Genomic DNA, 23,278 nt, shown 5'->3' on the forward strand with positions numbered 1-23,278 from the left:
CATGAATTAAAGCCGAATCATCATCAGCTTGCGAATCAATGCCCCGCAGCCAACGAAGCCAAGCAGCAATAGCGTAAGCAGCACATAGCCAAGCGGGCTGCTGTACAGCGGTCCCGTATAATCGGGCGCCGCAAGATTCAAGCCTGCGATGAACACGAACGGCACGGCGGTTAAAATCCGGGACTCGAACCGCTTCTGCGCAAGCATTACCGCTATCTCCTGCTGGATATCCAGCTTTTCTCCGATGACTTGGGACGTTCGCCTGATTACATCCACGAGATCGCCCCCTGTCCTTTTGCACGTTGAGAATACGTCGACGAATTGCGTAATCTCTTCAAGCTGCGCGCGATTTGCAAACTGGCTCAGCCCGCTCTCTAGCGTCTCTCCGTTTTCCATGCGATGCCGAATCATCGCAAACTCTCGAACGATATCCGCAGTGCCTCCCGGATACAGCAGCTGCAAATCGGCTTCAGCGGCTATAAACGCATTCTCAACCGATCGTCCAGCAGCAAGCGATGACGTCACGCTGTATAGCGCCTCTTTAAATTGAAGCTGCAGCCGGACTCGCCGTTTCTCCAGTAAACCCGCATTCCGAAATCGAGGAATCAAAATGCCTAGCCATACTAATCCAAACGCCACAACCAGCGACTGATAGAACGTATAGAACAGAACAAAAGCACCGATCAATCCTGCCGCCGCCGAGAATAAAAATTCACGAGGCGTCATGCGATATTCCGAATACTCAGCTAATTGCTGCTTAGTCGACTCTGCCATTGAGCTCCAGCATAGCCAAGCTAGCGCTCGGCCCATCTGATCAGTTAGCCGTTTCAACGCCCCCGCCTCCCCAGATATTCGGCAGCGGGGCTAATCCCGCCATCTCCCACTTCTGCCTCCTTCTTAACGTCTCGCCTGTAGGCATCAGCTTTCCTAGCACTCTCCCCTCATGCTCACCGCTCTCGACAAACCGATAAAGCGGAGACAGCTCTACCTCCCCGTCTTTCATTCCAATGACCTCGCAAATTTCCGTCATCCGTCGCGTCCGATCCCTAAGCCTTTCAAGGTGCACGATAATATCGATTCCCGAAGCGATCTGCTGCCGAATGACAGCTAGCGGAAGCGCTGCCGCCCCGAGCGCCATCGTCTCAAGTCGGGACAGCATATCCTTCGCGCTGTTGGCATGCCCCGTGGACATCGAGCCGGCATGCCCGGTATTCAGCGCTTGCAGCATATCGAGCGCCTCAGCGCCCCGTACCTCTCCAACGATAATCCGGTTAGGCCGCATGCGCAGCGAAGCCCGAATGAGCTCGCGAATCGCAATCTCGCCCTTCCCTTCCGTGTTCGCGTTACGTGTTTCCAGCGACACGAGATTCGGAACCGTCCGGATTTGCAGCTCTGCGGAGTCCTCAATCGTGACGACCCGCTCATCTGCCGGAATGAACCGCGACATCGCATTGAGAAGCGTCGTTTTGCCCGAGCCCGTGCCGCCGCTGACGAATATGTTGTACTTCGCCTTCACTAGCTGCTCCAATAACTCGGCTGCAGCAGCAGAGGTCGCTCCCATTCGAATCATGGACGTCATATCAAGCGGCCGTTCGGGAAATCTGCGAATGGTAAGCGATGGGCCATGCAGCGCCACTGGCGGCAGCACAACATGGACGCGAGAGCCGTCTTTCAGTCGGGCATCCACAATCGGGGATGATTCATTCACGGTTCGATTGACGCTGGAGACGATCGATTGAATCAGGTCATGGAGCCTCTCCTCGTTCTCGAACGCTGCCGGCCATCGCGACAATTGCCCCTTTTTCTCAATAAAAATATGCGCTGGGCCGTTAATCATAATTTCCGTGACATCTGGGTCATCAATTAAAGGCTGCAGCACATCCAGCCCTCGAAAGGAATGAAACAGGCGCCTCACGAGCGCCGCTTTATCAGAAGCCGTCATCGGCTTGCCGCTGCACCACTCGAAAACGATGCGCTCGGATGCCGCCCAAAGCGACTCGTCGGACAAGGAACCGTTCATATCCAGCCGGCGTCTCACATCCTCGCGCAGCTCCAGCACGATCGATTCACTGATCACGATACGTGCTCCTTCGCTCCCGGTCCGATGCCGGCTGCTTGAAGCAGTCGCTCCGCCATGCTCCGATATCGCGTAGAAGGCAGCATTCGCCCGTCCCCCCTCGTACGCCAGCTCTCAATAAACGGAATCTCCGGCAGCTTAGGGAGATGCCCCCGTCCCCTCCCATCGATTAGACCCGCAATCCGCAGCGCTTCACCCGACACTGCTTCCGACGCAGCAGCTGGCGCCGGCATTCGCCGGATGGAAACCATTTTGCGTTCAATCGCTTGAAACGCCTCTCCCCATCTCTCTCTTCCATAACGTAAAAAACATTCAGCCTTCTTGATTGAGGTCATGGTCCCCTCTTCCACGTAGAACAAATGGCTGCATCGCTCGAACACCGCCATATGCAAAACATCTGCTCCCCCGTCCAAATCAATGACGATGAGATCATACAGGCCGCTGCCTGCTATCGCTTCAATGAGCTGAGCCGCAGCCTGCGGCTGCAGCGCCATTCGCTCCTCCGGGTTGCGACATGGCTCAAAATAATCAAACCGCATCACAGCATCCGTTCGGCAAAATGCCGCAAGCCGGGACGACGCCTGCTCAGGCATGCTCTGCAGCGTATACAGCAGCTGCGCAAAGCCATCCGTTTGGCTATCAGTCCCTCTATCCCCCCCTTCAAGCCACACATCCGACGCATTCCATGTTTCGAGGTTCAAATAGAACGTCCGGCTTCCGCTTAGAGCGGATTGATAAGCAAGATGGACCGCAAGCGTCGTCTTGCCAGCCCCGCCGCTTGCTGCGTATACGGCAGCGACGACCGGTCCCGACGCTCCTGCAGCCGGGCGCCGAATTACACTTTTCTCCGCATACAAGCCATACAACGCATGAAACAATTGCGGCAGCGGCTGAAGCCGCTTAACAGCCCTTGCTTCAACCGGCATGTTTTCGCCTAACGTCTCGCACAATGCCGCAACAGGCACCGCTGGCCACTCGCCTGCCGCCTCAAGCTCTCCTCTCATCGCCGCATCGGCTGCGACCATATCGACTCGAAAGCCGCCGCGCAAATAATGGCGAAGCGCCGCACCATTCGTGAAAGCTGTCAACTGCCATCGATCCGCAAACGGGCTGTCTCGCACATAATCGACGACTCTCCTTACATAGCCAGCATCCGCCGATGCGAACGCAAGCTGAATGCGCTGTTCCTCCATTCTTTCTCCCCCTCCTCATGCTGAACGCGGCCCCAACGGAGCACCAGACAAAAAAAAAGCACCGTCAGACGACGCCTGGTGGCGTAATCTGACGGTGCTTCCGTCACGTTCACATATAACAAGATTTGACCTCAATTTACCATATCCAACAAACTTCGTCAACCTTCGGATGCAAAGATTCTATCTCGAAGTACGCGGCACTAGCCAACGAAGAAATCAAAAAGCTTGCCAAATCAATGAAATCCATGCATTTCAACACAATTATTCGCATAAGTTGACTAAACCACCGCATGTAACCGTTATCTTCTTGCGATGCCCGGTTTCAATCCTCTTCGTTTGGCTTATACTAATAAAACAGTAGAGAGAGCTAAGCATTGTGGTAGGAGGAGATGCCCGTGGAGCCTGAACGCTCGTCATTTCCTAAGGGCTGCTTGTGGGGATTATTGTTGGCTTTGCCGTTCTGGTCGTTCATCGCCTATGTTTGCATACGATAAAAGCAGCGCTTGCGCTTGCCGTTCACACGGCAATGCAGACGCTGCTTTTTTTGCCCTTACTCTCCGAAGAAGTTTCGAATCTCGATTTGCGCGCTTTCGATGGAATCCGAGCCATGCACGATGTTGCTGGACACATCCAGCGCGTAATCCGCACGAATGGTCCCTGGCGCTGCTTCTGACGGGTTCGTCCGGCCGATCAGCGACCTTGCGTTTTTGACTGCGTCCTGCCCTTCCCAAATCATCGCGAACACCGGACCTGACGTTATGAAATCGACCAGCTCGCCGAAGAAAGCTTTCTCCTTATGTTCCACATAATGCAAGCCCGCCAATTCGCGATCAATATGCATCATTTTGGCATTCGTCAGCTTTAATCCTTTACGCTCAAAACGGGTCATAATGACGCCGATCAAATTCCGTGCCACGCCGTCGGGCTTCACCATTACAAATGTACGCTCTACCATCCTTGCTGCCCCTTTCTACTTATGCGCATTCTTGATTCAACAGGAGGGATTAGCTATCTTCTAACGGAGCAGCGGCTTGTTCGGCAAATAATGCAGCGATCGCACGAACCGAATCGTCCGTGTCTTGGCCCGCATGACGATCGAATGGGTTTCGGCACGCTGCCCTTCCGTATAACGAACACCGCCCAGAAACTCGCCAGGCGTCACGCCCGTAGCGGCGAAAATGACATCATCCGTTCCGACCATATCATCTACCGTAAGAAGCTTATAGGGATCGTCCAAGCCCATGGAGATGCAACGCTGATACTGCTCGTCGCCATCCGGCATGAGCTTCCCTTGAATTTCGCCCCCGAGGCACTTAAGCGCAGCTGCCGCCAACACGCCCTCTGGCGCTCCGCCTGATCCGAGATACAGATCGATGCCCGCTTCCGGGAAAGCTGGCGCAATCGCCCCGGCAACATCCCCGTCGCTCAAAAACTTGATTCGAACGCCAGTGCTGCGCAGCTCCTGAATTTTGTCCGCATGGCGCTCGCGATCGAGGATTACGACCGTCAGGTCTGAAATCGGCTTGCCAAGCGCCAGCGCCGCTTTCTCTACTGTAACTCGGACGGAATCGTTCAAGCTCAGCTTGCCTGCAAGCGCAGGGCCGACCGCCAGCTTCTCCATATACATATCGGGGGCGTGAAGGAGCTGCCCTTTGCCAGCTACGGCCAGAACGGACATCGCATTGTTAAGGCCCTTCGCGACAATCTCTGTTCCTTCGAGCGGATCGACAGCCACATCGACCTCACGCCCATGCATGCTGCCGACTTCTTCGCCAATGTACAGCATCGGCGCTTCATCCATCTCGCCTTCTCCAATCACGACCGTGCCGCGAATCGAAACCGTATCGAACATCGCCCGCATCGCTTCGGTAGCCGCGCCATCTGCAGAATTTTTATCCCCGCGTCCCATCCAAGGCGCAGCAGCAAGCGCTGCCAGCTCCGTAACCCTAACCAGTTCCAGTGCAAGCTCTCTCTCCATCCGAATCCCTCCGGTGATTTCTATTTGTTTCCATCCTTAATTCATTTCATTCAACATCCCGATAATGATGCCTGCGGTTTCTTCAATCGCCCGATTCGTGACATCGATAACAGGGCAGCCAAGCTCTTGCATCAGCTCACTGGCGTATGCCAGCTCGGCTTGAATGCGCTCATTCGTCGCATAAGCCGCTGACGACGGCAGGCCCAGCGACTTCAATCGTTCCGTTCGCACATCCAGCATCCGCTCGGGCTGCATCTGCAGGCCGACGATCAGCTTGCCTGGCTCCATGCGAAGCTCTACAGGCGGCTTCACCTCCGGCATCAACGGCAGGTTAGCGACCTTATACCCTTTGTGCGATAAGAAAATGCTCAGCGGCGTTTTGGATGTGCGGGAGACGCCGACCAAGACGATTTGTGCCTCTATAAGCCCGCGCGCATCCTTCCCATCATCATAGCGAACGGCGAATTCAATCGCCTCCATCCGGCGAAAATAGTTCTCGTCCATCGAATGCAGCAATCCTGGCTGGCGCTTCGGAAACGTGCCAAACGTATCGATATAAGCCTGCATCATCGGCCCCATCACATCGACTGCTCGTACGCCGTGCTTGTTAGCCTCCTCGCGCATCATTTCGCGCAGCTCGGGCTGCACCAGCGTGTAAGCGATAAAGCCATCGCCTTCTGCCGACTCGCGGACGATCGCTGCGATCTCATCCTCGGTTCGCAAATGGCCGTAGCGTTTAATGCGGATTCCATCTTGCGTAAACTGGCGCAGCGTCGCTTTGGCTACCGCTTCCGCGGTCTCGCCTACTGCATCCGAGCATACGATAATCGTTCTGTCCGACTGCCGTTGTGACTCATTCATTACCGAACCTATCCTCCTATTCCGTATCCGTCGTCAGCTCAGCGACGAGATGAACGATGTTGGACTTCGTAATCCATCCGGCAATGCCTGGCGCTCCGTTCCCATCAGGTATCACCACAGGCAAGCAGTTTACTTGATGGGCGAGCATCTTGCTTATCGCATCCGCGACCGCATCCTCCGGGCTTGCTGTTACGATATTTGGATAACGGGTCATCACCATGCTGACGGGAATCGTTCCGGCGGACGGGTTTCCCAGCGTCACCTTAAGCAGATCCTTCGGGGTTACAATGCCGACGAATTTCTGCTGCTCATTCACGACCAACAGCGTATCCGCATTCGCCATATACAGCGTAACGACGGCATCATGGACGGAGTACGTCTCCGGCACGCTAACGGGCACGCCCTGAACTTGCCCAACCGTCAGCTCGTGAAAGCGGCGAATGGCTGAATGATCTGTACGATAAGCATTTCCGATGGAATAGCCGACTTTCGGCTTGGCATCCAGCATCCCAAGCATTACCAGCAGCGATAAATCCGAGCGCAGCGTCGGGCGGCTTACGCCCAGCATCTCCGCCAGCTGCTCGCCGGTAATCGGCGCATGCTGCTTTACAAGCTGTACCAGCTCCATCTGTCTAGCTGTGAGATTGATGAAACTCTCCTCCTTCTATCGATATAAGTGTTCTACTTTTTGCCATTTGATGAGATTAATATAGCATATTGTTTAAATAGTGTGTAATAAATAAAACTAATAAGACGTCATAATTGAACTTATCGTTCAAATGGAACCATAAAAAAGCAAGAGCCGCTCTCGTCAATACGAAAGCGACCCTTGCTTATCCGTCAATCATTTTACACTATATGCAGCTCCCTATCCTGATGCCATTACTTGCTTCTGGATCGGGCTATTCGGTCATCGCCAAAAACTGCTCGATATCCGCCTTCGTCAATGCTACTGCTTCACGCCAGAAGTCCGGCTGTTCCAGATCGACGCCGAGATGCTTCTTCGCAAGCTCCTCTACCGTCATGCGGCCCGTATCCCGCAGCAGTGCAACGTAACGTTCCGCGAATGCTTCGCCTTCACGCTGCGCGCGCGCGTAGATCCCGCTGCTGAACAGAAATCCGAATGTGTATGGGAAGTTGTAGAATGGCACATCGGTCAAGTAAAAATGCAGCTTGGATGCCCAGAAGCTCGGATGAACGCTGCCTAATTGCCCCGAGAAGGCTTCGCGCTGCGCCTCCTCCATCAGCTCGGACAGCTCCTCTGCTGTGACGAGACCCTCTTTGCGCTTTGCGTAGAAACGCGTTTCAAACAAGAAGCGTGCGTGAATATTCATGAAGAACGCAACAGCACGCTGAACTTTGTCCTCCAGCAGCGCCAGCTTCTCGCCATCATCGTCAGTCAGCTTGACGGCTGCATCCGACACGAGCATCTCAGCGAACGTCGACGCCGTCTCCGCTACGTTCATCGCATAATCCTGCGCAAGCGGCGGCAAATCATTCATCACATGCTGATGATAAGCATGGCCCAGCTCATGCGCCAGCGTCGAGACGTTGGAAGCCGTGCCTGAATACGTCATGAAAATCCGTGTCTGTTCCGATTTCGGGAACGATGTACAGAAGCCGCCAGGCCGTTTGCCTGCCCGATCCTCCGCTTCAATCCACCCATCACGGAACGCCATCTCCGAAAATTCCGCCATATCCGGGCTGAACTGGCGGAATCGTTCCACGATGAACGCAGCAGCCTCATCGAAGGGTACTGTCTTCGTCGTACTGCTGATCGGCGCCTCGACATCATGCCAATCCAGCTTCGGTATGCCAAGCAGCTTCGCTTTACGTTCCATGTATCGCACTAGATCCGGCTTGCTTTCCTCGACTGCTGCCCACATCGCGTTCAATGTCGCTTCTGACATGCGGTTGATCGCAAGCGGCTCCTTAAGCACATTCGTCCAATTGCGATGCCCGTACAGCTTCAGCCGAAAGCCCCCCAATCGGTTAAGCGGCTCAGCGATCAGCTCTCCCAGATCGCTCCACTCTCGCTCCCACTCCGCCATTGCCGCTTCGCGCACGGCCCGATCCGCATCGAACAAACGGTTATGCATTTGCCCGGCTGACAGCACGCGCGAGGTGCCATCCGCTTCCGTCACTTGGAACTTCGCACGCGAAACGATCGTATTGTACAGCTCTCCCCAGCCATGATAGCCGTCAACGGCCAGATCGCCTGCAAGCTCTTCCAATGCCGGCGACAGCTTTTCCCTCGCTGCGTCACGACGCTCGGCTAAGGCGAAAGCCGCAGGACCCGCCGGGCCTTCTGCAAGCCATGACTGCCAAATTTGATCCGGCACGGCGACAAGCTGCGCATCGAATTTGGTTAAAGCGCCCAGCATGCGTGCACTAATCGTTTTGACCCGATCGTTAAGCCCGTTCGCTGCCGTGTCCTTCATATTCTGAGACATCAGACATGCAACGAACGAATCGGCCTCGCGAAGGCGAAGCGTGATCGATTGAACCGCCTCCGTCCACGCCGTCAGCAGCGCATGGGCTTGAAATTTCGCATCCTCACTAACGGCAGCTTCGGCACAAGAGCCAGCTTTGGCCGCTTCTTCCAACGATGCAATCAACGCTGCAATGTCCCGCTCCGTTCCGCTCAGCTCGTTTTTGAACGCTTCGGAGCTTGAGCCTCCAGGATAAATCGAATCCAGCTCCCATGTGATCGGATAATTTCCGCTCATCTGCATTCCCGCCTCTCGCACTGAATCGTTATTTCACATTCCGGAATGCGCTTTTGTTTGCGCAATCCCAGCTGTCGGTGATATAACTTTATTATATCGAAGCCGCGGGGACTGCACAATTTGCTGCGCCTCGCCGCCTTCAGCAGACAACATCTGCTTGTCTGCACTACCGTCAGGAGGAATTTCTATGTCACAGCCTTTGCAAATATCGGCAGAGACCGCCATAAAGCTGTCCGAGCAATTGAAAGTACCTATCGAGCACTTGATGCACATGCCGCGTCATATTTTGCTTCAGAAGATGGCCGAGCTTGCCGCAACCTCATCTGCCAAACCGACGAACGAGGCGGAGCCACAGTCGTGATTCCGTTCGATCGCGCTTGGCCTTACGAAATTATGATGGGCGACGTATACGTATCGGAATGCCCATTCTGCCATGCCGACAACGTTCTGATTCCGCTTAAGCCATCGGAGCTGCCGGATATTCGGGACGGCAAGAAAAAGCTGCTCGTTTTTCCTTGCTGCTACGGTCGAGTTTCCGTCATAGATGCCGATGCGGACTACTTGCTGACGGATACGCGCCTCCGTCGATAAAAAACAGAAAGACGACTTCACGTAAGTGGAATTTCGTTTTACGAAAACGGAAAGTCGTCTTTTTGCAACCAGCTGTATAAATTACGCTGTTGTACGCCTCATCAAGCCGTTTCGTCAGAAAGGCCCGCATGCTCGGTACGGATGAGCTGCCATTGCTCGCGACAAGCCTTGATCATCGCAGCATCGACAATGCGCTTGTCATTCACAACGCGAGAGAACCAGCGGATCGCATCGTTCGGGCGCCCCGTACGCCGATGCAGCTCGCCAATCAAATACATCAGCTTCGCGTTGTTAAGCGGCGAGCCTTCGAGCTCATACACGCGCACGTAAGCGTCCAGCGCATGCTGCAGAAAACGCGTTTCCTGCTCTTGGTTGTTCTGCTCGCGATAAAGCCATGCAATATGATGCAAGATGGAAGCCATGACGCGATCCTTCTCGCCAACGATTTGAGCGCACAGCAGCGCCAGCTTGTACGTTTCCAACGCTTTAGCCGTAGTGCGCTCCCCGCCATAATTACGCCCATCCCAATGCCGGCCGATCTTCTCGAAATATAACGCCCGCTGCTTGTCCGACAAACGAGCGATTCCATTCTCCGTAAACGCATACCCGCATTCCGGGCACACCCGCACGACGTAATATTCCGGGTTGATCCCATCCTTGTAATGCCCGCAAAAATCGGAGTCCGTTCTCCATTGGCGCTTGAAGCTTGATCGAACACGGGAAGTGCTGAATTCCGTGTCGCAACATACGCAGCTCAATTTCGTTAAATACAACGGCTCCATAGCCTCACGTCTCCTCGACTAAAGTTCTATCGCTTATTCATTCCTAGCTTATTCGCTAGGCGTATTCACAAAATGATGCGCAGGGCCGCTTAGTCGCTCGATTACGATGCTGCGCAGCTCCACCGGCATTCCGATTTCCTCAAGCGCCTCATTCATGCAGCCTAACCAAGCTTGCGCTCGCTCTGGCGTAATTGGGAATGGCAAATGCCTCGCCCTCATCATAGGGTGGCCGTATTGATCAGAATATAGCTGCGGCCCGCCAAAAAACTGGGTCAAAAATAAAATCTGCCTTTCCATCACGGGTACGATATTCGCCGGAAACAGCGGGCCGATCAACGGATTTGCTTGCACTCTCGGATAAAATGCTTCTACGATCCGGCGCACCCCTTGCTCCTCGCCAACTGCTTCATATATCGTCATATAAGAATTCATCGTCATCCTCCACTCAATTGTTTAGTTCTTTAGCATTATTTCTTTATGACTATTTTCGAAGATCTATTGCCATGCAATAGTCCTACATATCTAGAGTTATGCATTCACAAGATCCCTTTCATTATAACGTATCGCTACGCCCGAAGAAATGGAATGCCGATCTTCCAGAATGCACAAAAAAATGCCCGCAGCCGCGGGCATTTGGCAAGTGTGAAATGTGTCCTAGCTTTCGTAATCCTCTTCCCCGGGAGCCAACAAGGACTCGCGGATGACATAGACGAAAGCGCATACAAGGATTCCAGCGATAATACTCATCATATTCATCCCTCCAAGCATTCTGGATTACCCTCATTGTAACACATCCGGTGGAGAATAACACTGTTTTTTGCAAGCGTTTTCTAAGAAAATTTTGGAATATTTTAATCATATTTTCCCGCCCTTCCGCATATGGATCAGGAAGCGGAAAGGACAGGCATTGCCAGACATTCGTCCATCTGCATGCGGAAGCAAAGGAGGGGGCTTGCTGCGATGCTAAAAGCTTTGCTGCGGCCAGACGCCGTCGTCGCTTGGGCGACGATTGGACTATGCATATTGTTAATGCTATTTCCATCAGAAGCGCTTCATGCCTCTTCAAGAGGCTTAATCGTCTGGTGGGAGGTGCTTTTTCCCGCCTTGTTCCCCTTCTTAGTCCTATCCGAGCTCATGCTCGGTTTTGGCATCGTCCATTTTCTTGGAAAGTTGCTGGATCCGCTGATGCGCCCTCTATTTCGTTTACCTGGGGCAGGCGGCTTTGTCGTCGCAATGGGCTACATATCTGGCTATCCCGTCGGGGCCAAGCTCACCGCTCAGCTGCGAGAGCAGAAGCTGGTCACCCGAGCGGAGGGTGAACGGCTCGTCGCCTTTACGACAACGTCGGATCCAATCTTTCTGATTGGAGCTGTATCCGTCGGATTTTTTCATAACGTTGCAATCGCTCCGCTGCTCGCCGCAGCCCATTATTGCAGCGGCCTTATCGTGGGCATTCTCATGCGCTTTCATGATCGAAGCGATCCCGGTACGCCTTCCCCTGGCCTTCCTTCACAAATGGAAAGCCGAATGAAATCGGCCTTCCTGGCTATGCACGCTGCGCGAGAGCAGGATGGACGAGCGTTCGGGAAGCTGCTGCAGGATGCGATCCAATCGTCAATCCGGCTAATGATTGTCATTGGCGGATTGGTCGTCTTTTTCTCTACGATTATGGAAATGTTAAATCAATCGGCGCTGCTTCATCTGCTGTCCAATATGTTGAACAGCTTGTTCAACCTCATAGGCTTGCCGAAGCAGCTCACGGATGCGGTCGTCTTCGGCTTGTTCGAGGTAACGCTCGGCGCGCGCGCTGCTGGCGAGGCGGGCACAGGGCTGCTTTATCAGGCAGCAATCGCTGTTTGGGTGCTCTCTTGGGCCGGCCTATCCGTCCATGCCCAAATCGCCAGTTTACTCAGTCAATCCGACATGCGCTATCGTCCTTTCCTGCTCGCCAGAGCATTGCACAGCCTGCTAGCCGTAGCGCTCGTATTCGCGCTATGGGACTGGCTAGGGCCTCATTAAATGCTCCATTCGCGTTATGGCAACCTAATCGGCAGCTGACTTGCAGCCGACCGTTGTCATGGCGCCTTTTTTTCGATATGATCATAGCAACGAATTGGATTTGTACGGAGGGAGTTAGTTGCATTTGAATTATACGGTAATTGATCGGGGAGACGAGTTGTCCCGTTCGCTGGCAGCCAAATTCCATCTGCTTGCAGGAGAACGCGGCATGATTCGGAACGACGCTCGCCCTAATTTCGTAATCTCTATCGGAGGCGACGGAACACTGCTTCAGGCGTACCATAAGTTCGTGGAGCGGATTGACGATATCTCATTCGTCGGCGTGCATACCGGTCATCTTGGGTTTTATGCGGACTGGAAAGCGGATGAGCTCGAAGAACTGGTCGCGCTTATGGCAGAGAACGAACCGAGAATCGTCAGCTATCCGCTCGCCAAGATCGAATTGGAAACCGCGAACGACAAAACCTGCTTTACGGCTTTGAATGAATTTACGCTCAAAGGCGTCGACGGCACGCTCGTTGCCCAAATCAACATAAACGACGAGCTGTTCGAAATGTTCCGCGGAGACGGCATCGTCATTTCTACGCCTTCAGGCAGTACCGCTTATAACAAAAGCTTAGGCGGCGCAATCGTCCATCCTTCGATGGAATCGATCCAGATGGCAGAGATCGCTTCGATCAACAACCGCGTATACCGTACGCTCGGCTCTTCCGTGCTGCTGCCGAAGCATCACCATGTTGATATCATCTCCAGCAAGAAACAGCGGATCACGCTAGCTATCGACCATATCAGCATACTGCGCGATGACATCCGTGCGATTCGCTGCGCCGTCTCTGACCATAAGATTAGCTTCGCGCGTTATCGCCCGTTCACCTTCTGGAATCGTGTGCGCGAGGCCTTTATTGGTTACGATCACCAGCAGTAGCCACGACTGACCATAGATTAAAATAAAAGCTCAAAAAAGCCGTCCGGTGTCTGCCCGGACGGCTTTTCGTTATAGGTGCGCGCACAATGCCTGCGCTATTCGTTCTCTTTATTGTTGCGATTCGGCTGCTCCCGAGTCGGCTTCCGCTCATTTAAGCCAAGCGCGGCTTCGGAAGTTGCCGCAACTGTCTGTTCGCGCGGAGGCATCGGCAACCGCTTCTGCCCTTTGCGATGCTTAAATTTCGGGCGACGGCTCTCGCCGCTGCTCTCATCGCCGCCCTCGCGCTGCTGTTCGCTTGCGCCACGTCGCTCTGCGCTATTGACGCGCGCCTGCTGCTCGCCGCCGCGTCGCTCGCCACTGCCCGCATGGGGCTCGCCTGCGCCGCCGCTGCGTCGCTCGCTCGCTCCGCGCGGCTGCTCGCCAGCTCCACGGCTCTCGCCGCGCTGCTCGCTTCTGCGCTCCGCGCCGCCATCGCGCGGCTGCTCGCCAGCTCCGCGGCGCTCTGCTCCGCTGCCGCGCGCTTGCTGCTCGCCTTGGCTGCGGCGCTCGCCGCCTCGCGCTTGCTCACTGCCACCGCGGCGCTCGCCGCCTCGCGCTTGCTCACTGCCGCCGCGACGCTCGCCGCTTCGCGTTTGCTCACTGCCGCGCTTGTCAGCGCCCTCGCGCTGCTCAGGCCGGCTGCCGCCCCCGCTTCGCCCTTCCTTGCGCGGAGCGCTCGCTTTATCGCCTCGGCCGCCATCTTTGCCGCCAGGCTGCTCCGAGCGGCCAGCCTGCTCCTTGTTCCGCGATGGATGGGGCTTACGAATATGCTCTCGCAAAATAATCGGCTCTCCGTCAGCCGTCATTGCGACCGCGCCTTCTTCACTGCCTTGCTCCGGCGAAACGATCGGCATGGTCAGCAGATCCTGCTCGGTCGATCCCTCTGGCGCGCCTTCGGCATTCTCGGGACGATGGATGACGAAATAAGCGCATCCAAAATTGCAATACTCATTAATGTAATCAACCAGTCCCGAGATGTAGCTGTCTTTGCTGCCCTTGGGATGATTGTCTTTGAAAAAGCCTTTAAGCCGGAGTTGGTTGTAGCCCCAGTCCCCTATAATGTAATCGTACCGCTCAAGCACGTCGCTATAGCGGTCTCGGAACGCAGCCGGATTCCAGCCGTTCTTATGATCTACGATTAGTTCATAACGTTTGCCGCCGATAAGAATGGTCCCCACTCCTTCTACTAGAAGGTCACCTTCGCCCTACGTCGCTGCCTGCGCAGACTGCACCTGCTCATGCGCATGATAGGAGCTGCGTACAAGCGGGCCTGATTCGACGTGGCTGAAGCCGCGCTTCATGCCTTCTTCTTTTAGCTGCTTAAACTCGTCCGGGTGCACATAACGTTCAATCGCGATATGGCCCGATGAAGGTTGAAGGTATTGCCCAAGCGTTAAAATGTTGCAATCGACTGCACGCAAATCGTCCATCGCCTGCACCACTTCTTCCAAAGTCTCGCCCAAGCCGAGCATGATGCTTGATTTGGTTGGGATGCTTGGCTGCATTTCCTTCGCCCGCCGCAGGAGCTCGATCGAGCGGTCGTACTTCGCCCGTGCCCGCACGCGGTTCGATAAACGTTTTACCGTCTCGATGTTATGGTTTAGAATGTCCGGCTTTGCGTCCATTACAATCTTCAGCGAATCCGGATTTCCTAAAAAGTCTGGAATCAATACCTCTATGCTGCACAGCGGCAAACGCTTGCGAATCGCCTTGATCGTCTCGGCGAAAATCATCGCTCCGCCGTCAGCAAGGTCGTCGCGCGCAACAGAGGTTACCACGCAGTGGCGAAGCCCCATCTGTTCCGCAGCATCCGCCACGCGTTCTGGCTCTGCCAGATCGAGCTCCGTTGGAAGCCCTGTCTTAACTGCACAGAAGCGGCATGCACGCGTGCAAATATCTCCAAGAATCATGAATGTCGCTGTGCGATTCGCCCAACATTCATATATGTTAGGACAACGCGCTTCTTCGCATACGGTATGCAGCGTTTTCGAGCGCATCATATCCTTAATTTCAGCATAATTACAATCTGTTGCTAATTTTATTTTGAGCCATTCCGGCTTTTTCTCCGGAGATTTGCTTTTTGCCATGAAGATTCCCTGCTTTCTACGGTCTTCTCCGTTACATTATAGCACGTTTCGCATAAAAACCAATGATTTGCAAACGATATCGACAAGGATTACCGGGCTTGAACCGGCTGCATTATGAGGTTAAATACGAGTTGGAGGTGGCAGCTCACACTATGCGATACGCCATTCGCAACGTCCTGCGCGCGGCGGCCCTGGTGACTGCAGTCGCTGCAGCGGCCCCAAGTGTCGATGCGGCGGCAGCTATTTCAGTCGATGCGCGATGGAGCGACAAGCCTAACGCTTCCCTTCCCGCCAATGGCGAGAAGCCGCCAGAGACACAGACGTTAACGGACGCGGAAATTTTTAAAGCGCGAAAAGAACTGTATGACCGACTAAGCTTAGCTACGACGATTCCTTGGTACCGGATCGCCGCTATCGATCAATATGAGCGAACGATTTCACGGGCCAGGCCAAAAGCGCGCCCTCAGCTGGGGCAGTTCGTCGGCATCTATCTGTCTGAAGAGGAATGGACAGGCGTGCTGAATCCGAACAAGCTCGATACGTCGCCCGAATCGATCCGGTGGTTCGGCGGTAAAGGGAAAGATGGCGACGGCGATGGCCTTGCGGATCGAATGAATGATACGGACCTGCTTTATGCCGCCGCATCGCATTTGTTGAAATACGGCCCTTCCGAAGAGGACTTCTCTATTGGCTTATGGGACTATTACCACAGCTCTCGAGCGGTACAGCGAATCGTGCAATTCTCGACGATTTACGAAAAATTCGGGAAGCTCGATCTGTTCCAGCACTCCTTCCCTGTTCCGGTCAGCAGCCATTTCTCCTACCGCAGCACTTGGGGAACGGGGCGAAGCTGGGGCGGCTATCGCATTCATGAGGGAACCGACATTTTCGCCAATCACGGCGTTCCCGCACGAAGCACATGCTTCGGCATCGTCGAGGTCAAAGGCTGGAATCCTTATGGCGGCTGGCGTTTAGGCATTCGGGACCTTAACAATTATTATCACTATTACGCACATCTGTCCGGTTATGACAAGACGCTGCAGCGCGGGGACATCGTTACACCGGGGCAGGTTATCGGGTGGGTCGGAAGCTCCGGTTACGGGAAGCCTGGCACATCCGGCAAATTCCCTCCGCATCTGCACTATGGCGTATATCGCGACCGCGGCTTGCTTGAGTGGGCGTTCGACCCGTACCCCTTGCTTCGCAAATGGGAGATCGACGAGCGCCATCGCCTGCGTGCCGCAAAAAAAGCCGGTCGATCCAAACAGTAGCGCAAATAAACGGCGGTAGAACGGAACATCTTGTTGCATTTGCTGCAAGGTCCTTACTCTACCGCTTATTGTTATGCTATGAAAGCCATTCCGATTGCCCTACCGCCGCAGCAATAAATAAAAGCACCTGTACAGCGCGGCTGGACAAGTGCTTCATTTGCGAATCAAACCTCTTATTGGGCTTCGTCTTCTGCCTGCTCCTCTATGCCTCCGCCAGTGCTGATCGACGAATCGTCCGTAGGAGCTTCGGCGCCCTCTTGCTTCGATGCATCGGCTCCTATCTGGGCTCCGTTGCCCGTGCCTACGCCCGGAAGCGCAATATTAGGCGCGTCTGCGGCCGAATCGCCTACAGGACGGCCTTTGTTGTCGTAGTAGTACATCGGCACATCGCCGACGACGAGCAAGTAAGAGATGGGAATATCTGTCGTCACGACCTCAGGCTTTGTATCAAACGGGATAATGATCGCAACCTCAGCCTCAATTCGAATATATACCTCAACCAAAATCATATTAATGCCCGCATCCTGCTGCCGCGTATTCAGATCGACCTTCACACTGCCGACAGGCTCGAATTTTACCGGAATGCGCGGTCCATATGAGGAAATAAACGTACTGCCCAGCGCTTGCCCGAGCGGCACATGCTCAGGGATAGCGCCGATCTCATCCAATGTCTTCTGCACCGTGTTGATGGTCTCGCTCGTAATGCGCATATGCTCCGCATAATTGAGCATAAAGCCTGAAATTTTGCCGTCCTTGTTCATCTTCCAATCGACCAGCTTATCGAAGTCAGACTTGCTCGCCACCTGCTCGGAGATCGACTTGTTTATCGCCTGCGTCGCCACTTGCTTCACGCGCAGCATCGCTACATTCATGAGCGGAGGGCCCAAATGCCGATCGACATACGATGCTGTTAGGGTGCCTGACAGTATGAATAATACAAGCAGGATAAGAGCGACCGTCCTTTTGCGCATCCGAAAGCCCGTTGGCCGCCCGCTTCCGAGCGTCGGCACGCGCTTTGCACCGCCGCTGGTCCAGCGCTTCGGTCTTGGGGCAGGCCGGCTCGCCCCCCCGAACAACGTGCTTTTGCTCCGATACGGTCTGACGGGCTTCGATGGACGCAGCCTCCCGCTTGGCTGAAATCGAACGGTTCGAATTCGGCCGCTCCATAGCCAACGGCGTCCCCATCTCGCCATTGTCCTCCCCCTCTCTGCTTGACACGCAATACTCGTCACATTCCGTATCAGCATATGCCCGAGCTCGGCAAATCAGAAGACGTTTTGTCCGATTTGAATTTACGAACGCAAGCTGAAAAAAAGGAATCGGTTAAGCTCTGTCGAAATATTCTGTATGCAATAGGTCTGAAAATTCCGAATTGACAGAGCCTTTGCGGAGGGAGAGATCACTATGGCGGGTCCGTTTCTATTCATCTTCACGGGTACAGGAGGCTCAGGGCGCAAAACGATTGGCCATCGGATTGGCCAAGAGCTCGGTCTGTATTCCATTCAATCCTGCACAACACGGCCGCCGCGTGCGCCAGAACGCGGAACGCCCGACCGTGACTACCGGTTCCTCTCGCGCGAAGCGTTTGAAGCCAAGCAGCATAATGGCGAATTTATTGAAACCGCCGTTATCGGCCACGAGCAATACGGCATTCTGCGCAACGATTTGGAGCGTCCTCTTCAAGAAAAGCGGAACGCCTATGTCATCGTCAATCCTGAAGGCGCAGAAGCACTGAAGCAGCGTTACGGCAATTCCGCTATTCGAATTTTTATCTATGTAGACAAAATGACGGTAAGAGAGCGGCTGGAGGCGAAAGGCATGTCCTTCGAGGTCGTCGATCGTTATCTCGTTACGTATAGCGAAGAAGTCGTATACCGCAAGCAGTGCGAGCATGTGATCGAGAATACCGATCTGCTTCGTACGCTGGCGCGTATCCGCGAAGCGATACAGTCCCATTTGTAGTCTGCTGCGGCATAAGAAAAAAGGGCGAAGGTTCGGACCGCTGATGGTCCTCCTTCGCCCTTGTTCATTGCCGCATATAGGTAGTCGGTACAAGGCTGCATCTTTTGTTGCGAGTGCTTCAGCGTTGTCCTGTTCGTTTGTTTAAATCTCCGCGTTTTTCAACGCATGCTCCCAGCTCGGAAAATAAAATAAAGCGTTCCTCATCAGCTCGGGATGATGCTGCTTCACTTGCTTCTTGTTGACTGCGCCTCCATTAGATTGGAGTTTACGAATGAGCTGCAGAACCTCATCCGCTCCCAATGTAGCATCCATTCTTGTTTCGCTCCTTTCTAATTTTAGCATCCCTCCCATCTTTCACTGCACGAAGCGGTTCTATACGTTAATCGCGAAATAACTCGTCCAGCACTTTCGTACGATTTTCTAGAAAGCGCTTTGTTACGATATAGTGCAGCGTCTCTTCGTATCGGATTTCCTGCACCTGCTCTTCATCGAAGCTTAAGATCTGAGCGTCAGGAAAGCCTAGTATGATCGGCGAATGCGTTACGATAATAAATTGCGCGTCGCGCTCCAAATCTTTGATGATCCGCAAAAGTGCAAGCTGTCTAGCTGGGGAGAGCGCGGCCTCCGGCTCATCCAGCAGGTAAATCGCTTTTCTTCCGAAGCGATGTTGGAATAAGGAAAGAAAGGCTTCCCCGTGCGACTGTTCATGCAGGGATCGCCCTCCGTAATGCGGTAAGCTCTCCGGCATCGTATCCAAATAAGAAGCGAAGTCATAGAACGTTTCCGCACGTAAGAAGAAGCCGTTCGTAACCTTAGGGAGCCACGATAGGCGCAGATGCTCCCCCAAGCTTGACCGCGAAGCGTTCACTTCATAGTGATTATTTCGACCGCCGCCTGCCGTATTAAATCCGCATTGGTAAGCAATTGCCTCCAGCAGCGTCGACTTCCCCGATCCATTCTCCCCTACTAAGCACGTCACGTTCTTCGTAAACGTTAGCGATTTCAGGCTCTGCAGGACAGGAATATTAAAAGGGTAGCTGTTCGCATCCGGCCGGTTTATGATTTCAAGGCTGCGCAAGAACATGTTTTTCAACTCAATTCATGAGCAAGAATGTTGATAAGCTTACCAAACGGGTCGCGAACATAGAATCGCCGAACGCCCCAAGGCTCATCAACAGGCCCGTATTCAATCGAAAATCCAGCTCTCTTCATGCCCTCTAATGCAGCGTCGACATCATCGACTTCTATCGATAGATCAGGCGTAGGCGTTTCTGAACCGCCCTGTGAGGCGAAACTAATTTGAATGCTCATCTCCTCGTTTAAGCCATACGTTCTAATCCAACCGTGATCCATCACTAGATCAAGGCCGAGCACATCCTGATAGAAGCGTTTAGCTGCCGTGATATCCTTCGTATTTACATTGGCGACGATTCGTTTGACCTTCATTTCAAACCTCCAAGTCATAAGCGGATTGTACGCCTCGCGCGTGTTTGTTCCGCTAAGTTAAGCTACCCTGCAACCACTGCCGATTCTATCGTTCCGTTTACATTGCCAGATACTATGATGCTATGTCCGTAAAACATGTCTCCATCCGAGAAGTACATTTCAAATCCGCCGTCCGGTTGAATAAGAATACTACTAAAAACCATAAGCTTCATAAATGTCTCTTCGGTGATCTCTTCTCCTTCTTCAAACAAATCGTTAACCGCAGATACAAGCTCCTGTGCTGCAAACGCCCGTATTTTACGGCTCCACTTCTCTTGATCTCCAAAAAGAATATAGGCAGCCTGCAAGGCAGACTTCATTTTCTCTTCCTCGTCCCTGTAGAAACTTAGTTGCCCTTCTTCTCCAGCCCACGCGATCGTTTTTTCAAACCAGTTCACTACCCTATAGAGTTTGAATTCACCCAGCACCTCGTCATAATAAAAAGCAGGTTTCGAAGAAGCTTCCAATATGGCTTCGAGTTCGTTATCCTTATATTCGGAATCGAGGACCTTAATAAGCATCATAACCATCTGACCCTTACGGACATGCAATCGCACAACACGATTCGGCTGAAGAATGTCTTTGGACATCTGCCATTGCTCATCATCGACCAGCCATGCAAGCCGGAATACTTTATTATGATTCACGGGTTCAGTCGGCGATAAGCCTTTCCACGCGATTAGATCAATATGGGCATGCATCAAAATATTCCCCTCTGCCCTGCCAGCCCTAGTCCCTGTCGTTCCAGTTATAGCGGCGATTTCGATAACTTCTTCTGAAAATCTCTCTTCAAAAAATCTCTCTTCCAATCTGATCCTTTCACTTTCCCTACTCACATCTTATCCCCCCGTTACTCTGTCGAAACAAAAAGAAACTACTCTTTCTGCCAAAAGTGGATGAACTAGCTTCCATTTTAACAGAGAGTAGTTTCTTCATGTCGATTAGAAATTAACTATAAAGTTCGTATTGCTCAGCTTTCCTGCGCGAACAGTTTTGTTGGCAGGCGCCGATGGCGCTTCAGTTGCTGCTTCCAAATACGGTAGCGATTTTGGACGTTGCTTTTATGCCATTCGCTCCGTTTATAATCGCATTGCCTTGCTCTGTATAGCTCGTTCCCGCCCAGTCGTTCGACATATCGAGATATTCAAGCCCCGAGCCGTTGCCCTTCCACGACCAGCCAAGGTAGCCTACGCCCTTCTGCTCGCTGTAGCTCATAATCGTTGCTTCATCGACGTCGCCGTTCGTATGCTTGATGCCGAACTCGCCGATTACAAGCGCCAAGTTTTTAGCTAGTACGTTGTCGATATTCGATTTTACAGTAGCCGCATTGCCCCCAGCGTATTCGTACATGTGAATCGAGAACATCGTGTTTTTCAGCGGGTCCGCGTTAAACACTTCCGTACCGTAATCGACGATCGATTGCGGGTATTGGCCCCAGCCTGCGCCGTCGACCATAATCGTGTTTTTGATGCCTGCGTTTCTCAGCTTCGGAATAACGGATTTGTAGCCCGCCGCCCAGCCTGCGCCATTCCATGTGCCGTACCATTCATTGGCAATGTTCAGAATGACGGTGCTCTCTTTGCCGATGAGCGCGCTCTTCATTTCGATCCAGTAGTTTGCGATATTGTCCAAAACAGCTGCGCTGTCCGAGCCCGTGCCGTCGTGAACCTCCACGATTGCAACCATTTTATTTTGCTCTGCTAGCGTGATTAGCTTCTGGATCGTAGCTAGGCTGTCCTTCGACCATTGTTGGCCGTCCGAAAGCACGATCCTGATCGTGTTCGCTCCTGTTCTAGCAATGGCAGGGAACGCCGTTTCCTCTTGGCCTTTGTACCACGTATAAGCGTGATTGATGCCTCGCATAACGAAAGGATTGCCGTTGGCGTCATAGAGCTTCGTTCCGTTAATGTAAAATCCTGCGGCCGTCGTTGGCTGCGTGCTCGTCGTTACGCTTAACGCGCTGCTTGCTGACGACACATTGCCTGCTGCATCCTTCGCTTTAACCGTGAAGCTGTATGCCGTGTTTGCCGTCAAGCCCGTTGCCGTATAACTTGTCGATGTGGTCGTGCCTGCCAGCGTCGCTCCCCGGTATACGTCGTACCCCGTTACGGCTACGTTATCCGTGGATGCCGACCATGTCAGGTTTACGGTCGAAGCTGTTTTGGAAGGGCTTGCAAGATTGGTCGGCGCTGTTGGCGCTGTCGTGTCTTGCACGACTGTTACTTCAGTGAACTTCCACTTTTGCTGGCTGTTTCCGTTATCCGTCCATTGCTGCACATTCGCGCCGTCATTCGATGCGCCGCCAACAACGTCGAGCGCTTTGCCGCTATGCTGTGCAATCAGCTTATAATAACCGCTGCCTGCATCGACGATTTTCCATTTCTGATTGGACTGGCCGGTATCCGTCCACTGTTGGACGTTAGCGCCGTCATTCGTAGCAAAGCCGGCTACCTCCAGCGCTTTGCCGGATTTTTGCGAGATCAGTTTATAATAGCCATCTCCAACGGAAATGACCTTCCACTTTTGCTCGTCGCTGCCGTTGTCGCTCCATTGCTGTACATTCGCGCCGTCGTTCACTGCGCCGCCAGCAACGTCGAGCGCTTTGCCGCTATGCTGCGCTGTCAGCTTATAGACGGAGCCAGATGTGATAGGCGCTGGTTCATTCGTGCTGCCTACTGCATAAACTTCAAAATCCCACAGCGAATATCCGTAACTGGTTCCCCTCTGCGTACCGTACATTTTTACATATCTCGCTTTTTGCGTGCTGAAGGAAATGTTATCGATGCCGCCATCACCGGTTGTGGTGGAATATACCGTACTCCAGCTGCTGTTATCGAGCGAGGTCTGGATTTGATACGCTTTGCCGTAAGCCACTTCCCAGTTCAGCATGACGCCAGTAATGTCCACTGCCGAGCCTAGGTCGACGCTAATCCATTGCGGATCGGCATAAGTCGAGGACCATCTCGTTGAAGCGTTCCCATCAAAAGCCATCGCTGCCGTTTTGCCCGAGTCCTCGATGGAGCTAGCAGATGCTGGTTTGTTCAGTGCTGCATTGGTTGCTGCTGCACTTGTTTTTGCTGGCACTGCTATACCGCTCACCAACATACTAAACATAATCAAGCACGCTAAAATCTTTCTCATACGCAACCTCCATTTTTAATTAAAATCGTTCCTTTTCTCGAATCAAACCGGGAAGTAAGCATCACTCCTTTCCTCCAACACAAATGAAAGCGCTGTCTTTTTAGTTTAAAATACGTTCCCTGCTGTCCCGCAGCTTTC

Annotated in this window: 24 protein-coding genes; 6 read left to right on the forward strand and 18 right to left on the reverse strand. The window is 53.3% G+C overall.

Annotation, left to right across the window (positions count from 1 at the left end):
- Nucleotides 1-6: 6 nt before the first annotated feature.
- The 8 genes from PAECUDRAFT_RS06740 to PAECUDRAFT_RS06775 all read right to left on the reverse strand — a co-directional run bounded on the left by PAECUDRAFT_RS06740 (nt 7) and on the right by PAECUDRAFT_RS06775 (nt 8,838).
- On the reverse strand, nt 7-831 hold the full coding sequence (locus PAECUDRAFT_RS06740; RefSeq protein WP_006037375.1) for a type II secretion system F family protein: 825 nt from the start codon (nt 829-831) through the stop codon (nt 7-9).
- Complete coding sequence (locus tag PAECUDRAFT_RS06745) at nt 815-2,074, reverse strand: CpaF family protein (RefSeq protein WP_040711862.1); 1,260 nt, start codon at nt 2,072-2,074, stop codon at nt 815-817. The genes PAECUDRAFT_RS06740 and PAECUDRAFT_RS06745 overlap by 17 nt, the downstream gene beginning before the upstream one ends.
- Nucleotides 2,074-3,270: a P-loop NTPase family protein gene (locus PAECUDRAFT_RS06750; RefSeq protein ID WP_006037377.1), complete on the reverse strand. Its 1,197-nt coding sequence runs from the start codon at nt 3,268-3,270 to the stop codon at nt 2,074-2,076. The genes PAECUDRAFT_RS06745 and PAECUDRAFT_RS06750 overlap by 1 nt, the downstream gene beginning before the upstream one ends.
- Nucleotides 3,271-3,820: 550 nt before the next feature.
- Nucleotides 3,821-4,225 carry a nucleoside-diphosphate kinase gene (ndk, locus tag PAECUDRAFT_RS06755; protein ID WP_006037378.1) on the reverse strand — a complete coding sequence of 135 codons (405 nt, stop codon included), beginning with the start codon at nt 4,223-4,225 and terminating at the stop codon, nt 3,821-3,823.
- A gap of 60 nt (nt 4,226-4,285) precedes the next feature.
- Complete coding sequence (glpX, locus tag PAECUDRAFT_RS06760) at nt 4,286-5,248, reverse strand: class II fructose-bisphosphatase (protein ID WP_006037379.1); 963 nt, start codon at nt 5,246-5,248, stop codon at nt 4,286-4,288.
- Nucleotides 5,249-5,284: 36 nt separating this feature from the next.
- On the reverse strand, nt 5,285-6,109 hold the full coding sequence (locus PAECUDRAFT_RS06765) for a pyruvate, water dikinase regulatory protein (protein WP_006037380.1): 825 nt from the start codon (nt 6,107-6,109) through the stop codon (nt 5,285-5,287).
- 16 nt (nt 6,110-6,125) lie between these two features.
- Nucleotides 6,126-6,737 carry a helix-turn-helix transcriptional regulator gene (locus tag PAECUDRAFT_RS06770; protein ID WP_006037381.1) on the reverse strand — a complete coding sequence of 204 codons (612 nt, stop codon included), beginning with the start codon at nt 6,735-6,737 and terminating at the stop codon, nt 6,126-6,128.
- A gap of 274 nt (nt 6,738-7,011) precedes the next feature.
- On the reverse strand, nt 7,012-8,838 hold the full coding sequence (locus tag PAECUDRAFT_RS06775; RefSeq protein WP_006037382.1) for a M3 family oligoendopeptidase: 1,827 nt from the start codon (nt 8,836-8,838) through the stop codon (nt 7,012-7,014).
- Between the two features lie 187 nt (nt 8,839-9,025).
- Here PAECUDRAFT_RS06775 and PAECUDRAFT_RS25195 point away from each other — a divergent pair, with 187 nt between their 5' ends.
- Nucleotides 9,026-9,199 carry a YycC family protein gene (locus tag PAECUDRAFT_RS25195; protein WP_006037383.1) on the forward strand — a complete coding sequence of 58 codons (174 nt, stop codon included), beginning with the start codon at nt 9,026-9,028 and terminating at the stop codon, nt 9,197-9,199.
- Nucleotides 9,196-9,429, forward strand: coding sequence for a hypothetical protein (locus tag PAECUDRAFT_RS06780; protein WP_006037384.1), 234 nt, complete (start codon nt 9,196-9,198; stop codon nt 9,427-9,429). The genes PAECUDRAFT_RS25195 and PAECUDRAFT_RS06780 overlap by 4 nt, the downstream gene beginning before the upstream one ends.
- Before the next feature lie 101 nt (nt 9,430-9,530).
- Here the strand turns inward: PAECUDRAFT_RS06780 and PAECUDRAFT_RS06785 are convergent, their stop codons facing one another.
- Together PAECUDRAFT_RS06785 and PAECUDRAFT_RS06790 are read right to left on the reverse strand one after the other, a co-directional pair.
- Nucleotides 9,531-10,211, reverse strand: coding sequence for a DUF2225 domain-containing protein (locus PAECUDRAFT_RS06785; RefSeq protein ID WP_006037385.1), 681 nt, complete (start codon nt 10,209-10,211; stop codon nt 9,531-9,533).
- A 48-nt stretch (nt 10,212-10,259) separates the two neighbouring features.
- Nucleotides 10,260-10,643, reverse strand: a complete 384-nt coding sequence (locus PAECUDRAFT_RS06790; RefSeq protein ID WP_006037386.1) for a globin domain-containing protein — start codon at nt 10,641-10,643, stop codon at nt 10,260-10,262.
- A gap of 528 nt (nt 10,644-11,171) precedes the next feature.
- Here PAECUDRAFT_RS06790 and ylbJ point away from each other — a divergent pair.
- Together ylbJ and PAECUDRAFT_RS06800 are read left to right on the forward strand one after the other, a co-directional pair.
- Nucleotides 11,172-12,230 carry a sporulation integral membrane protein YlbJ gene (gene ylbJ, locus PAECUDRAFT_RS06795; RefSeq protein WP_006037388.1) on the forward strand — a complete coding sequence of 353 codons (1,059 nt, stop codon included), beginning with the start codon at nt 11,172-11,174 and terminating at the stop codon, nt 12,228-12,230.
- A gap of 124 nt (nt 12,231-12,354) precedes the next feature.
- A complete protein-coding gene (locus PAECUDRAFT_RS06800) occupies nt 12,355-13,155 on the forward strand; it encodes an NAD kinase (RefSeq protein WP_040711865.1) in 801 nt (266 codons plus the stop codon).
- A gap of 95 nt (nt 13,156-13,250) precedes the next feature.
- On the opposite strand, the gene PAECUDRAFT_RS25200 is transcribed toward PAECUDRAFT_RS06800, so the two are convergent.
- Nucleotides 13,251-14,372, reverse strand: a complete 1,122-nt coding sequence (locus PAECUDRAFT_RS25200) for a YutD-like domain-containing protein (RefSeq protein WP_006037390.1) — start codon at nt 14,370-14,372, stop codon at nt 13,251-13,253.
- A gap of 27 nt (nt 14,373-14,399) precedes the next feature.
- Nucleotides 14,400-15,281, reverse strand: coding sequence for a lipoyl synthase (gene lipA / locus PAECUDRAFT_RS06810; protein ID WP_006037391.1), 882 nt, complete (start codon nt 15,279-15,281; stop codon nt 14,400-14,402).
- A gap of 152 nt (nt 15,282-15,433) precedes the next feature.
- Here lipA and PAECUDRAFT_RS06815 point away from each other — a divergent pair, with 152 nt between their 5' ends.
- Entirely contained in the window at nt 15,434-16,552 is a 1,119-nt protein-coding gene (locus PAECUDRAFT_RS06815; protein WP_040711799.1) for a M23 family metallopeptidase, read from the forward strand.
- Between the two features lie 173 nt (nt 16,553-16,725).
- On the opposite strand, the gene yunB is transcribed toward PAECUDRAFT_RS06815, so the two are convergent.
- Complete coding sequence (gene yunB, locus PAECUDRAFT_RS06820; RefSeq protein WP_006037393.1) at nt 16,726-17,745, reverse strand: sporulation protein YunB; 1,020 nt, start codon at nt 17,743-17,745, stop codon at nt 16,726-16,728.
- A 211-nt stretch (nt 17,746-17,956) separates the two neighbouring features.
- On the opposite strand from yunB, the gene PAECUDRAFT_RS06825 reads away from it, so the two are divergent.
- Nucleotides 17,957-18,514 carry a guanylate kinase gene (locus tag PAECUDRAFT_RS06825; protein WP_006037394.1) on the forward strand — a complete coding sequence of 186 codons (558 nt, stop codon included), beginning with the start codon at nt 17,957-17,959 and terminating at the stop codon, nt 18,512-18,514.
- Between the two features lie 141 nt (nt 18,515-18,655).
- Here PAECUDRAFT_RS06825 and PAECUDRAFT_RS26085 read toward each other — a convergent pair whose 3' ends face one another.
- From PAECUDRAFT_RS26085 to PAECUDRAFT_RS26620, 5 genes are all read right to left on the reverse strand, one after another.
- Nucleotides 18,656-18,826 carry a hypothetical protein gene (locus PAECUDRAFT_RS26085; protein ID WP_006037395.1) on the reverse strand — a complete coding sequence of 57 codons (171 nt, stop codon included), beginning with the start codon at nt 18,824-18,826 and terminating at the stop codon, nt 18,656-18,658.
- Nucleotides 18,827-18,893: 67 nt separating this feature from the next.
- The gene (locus PAECUDRAFT_RS06830) at nt 18,894-19,598 is read right to left on the reverse strand and encodes an AAA family ATPase (RefSeq protein ID WP_006037396.1); all 705 of its coding nucleotides are present in this window, start codon (nt 19,596-19,598) and stop codon (nt 18,894-18,896) included.
- 5 nt (nt 19,599-19,603) lie between these two features.
- A complete protein-coding gene (locus PAECUDRAFT_RS06835) occupies nt 19,604-19,960 on the reverse strand; it encodes a VOC family protein (RefSeq protein ID WP_006037397.1) in 357 nt (118 codons plus the stop codon).
- A gap of 62 nt (nt 19,961-20,022) precedes the next feature.
- Nucleotides 20,023-20,835 (reverse strand): DUF2262 domain-containing protein, encoded by an 813-nt coding sequence (locus PAECUDRAFT_RS06840; protein ID WP_040711800.1) that lies wholly within the window; start codon nt 20,833-20,835, stop codon nt 20,023-20,025.
- Between the two features lie 181 nt (nt 20,836-21,016).
- The gene (locus PAECUDRAFT_RS26620) at nt 21,017-23,140 is read right to left on the reverse strand and encodes a cellulase family glycosylhydrolase (protein ID WP_006037399.1); all 2,124 of its coding nucleotides are present in this window, start codon (nt 23,138-23,140) and stop codon (nt 21,017-21,019) included.
- Between the last annotated feature and the right edge of the window lie 138 nt (nt 23,141-23,278).

Source organism: Paenibacillus curdlanolyticus YK9 (assembly GCF_000179615.1).
Taxonomy (GTDB): Bacteria; Bacillota; Bacilli; order Paenibacillales; family Paenibacillaceae; genus Paenibacillus_T; species Paenibacillus_T curdlanolyticus.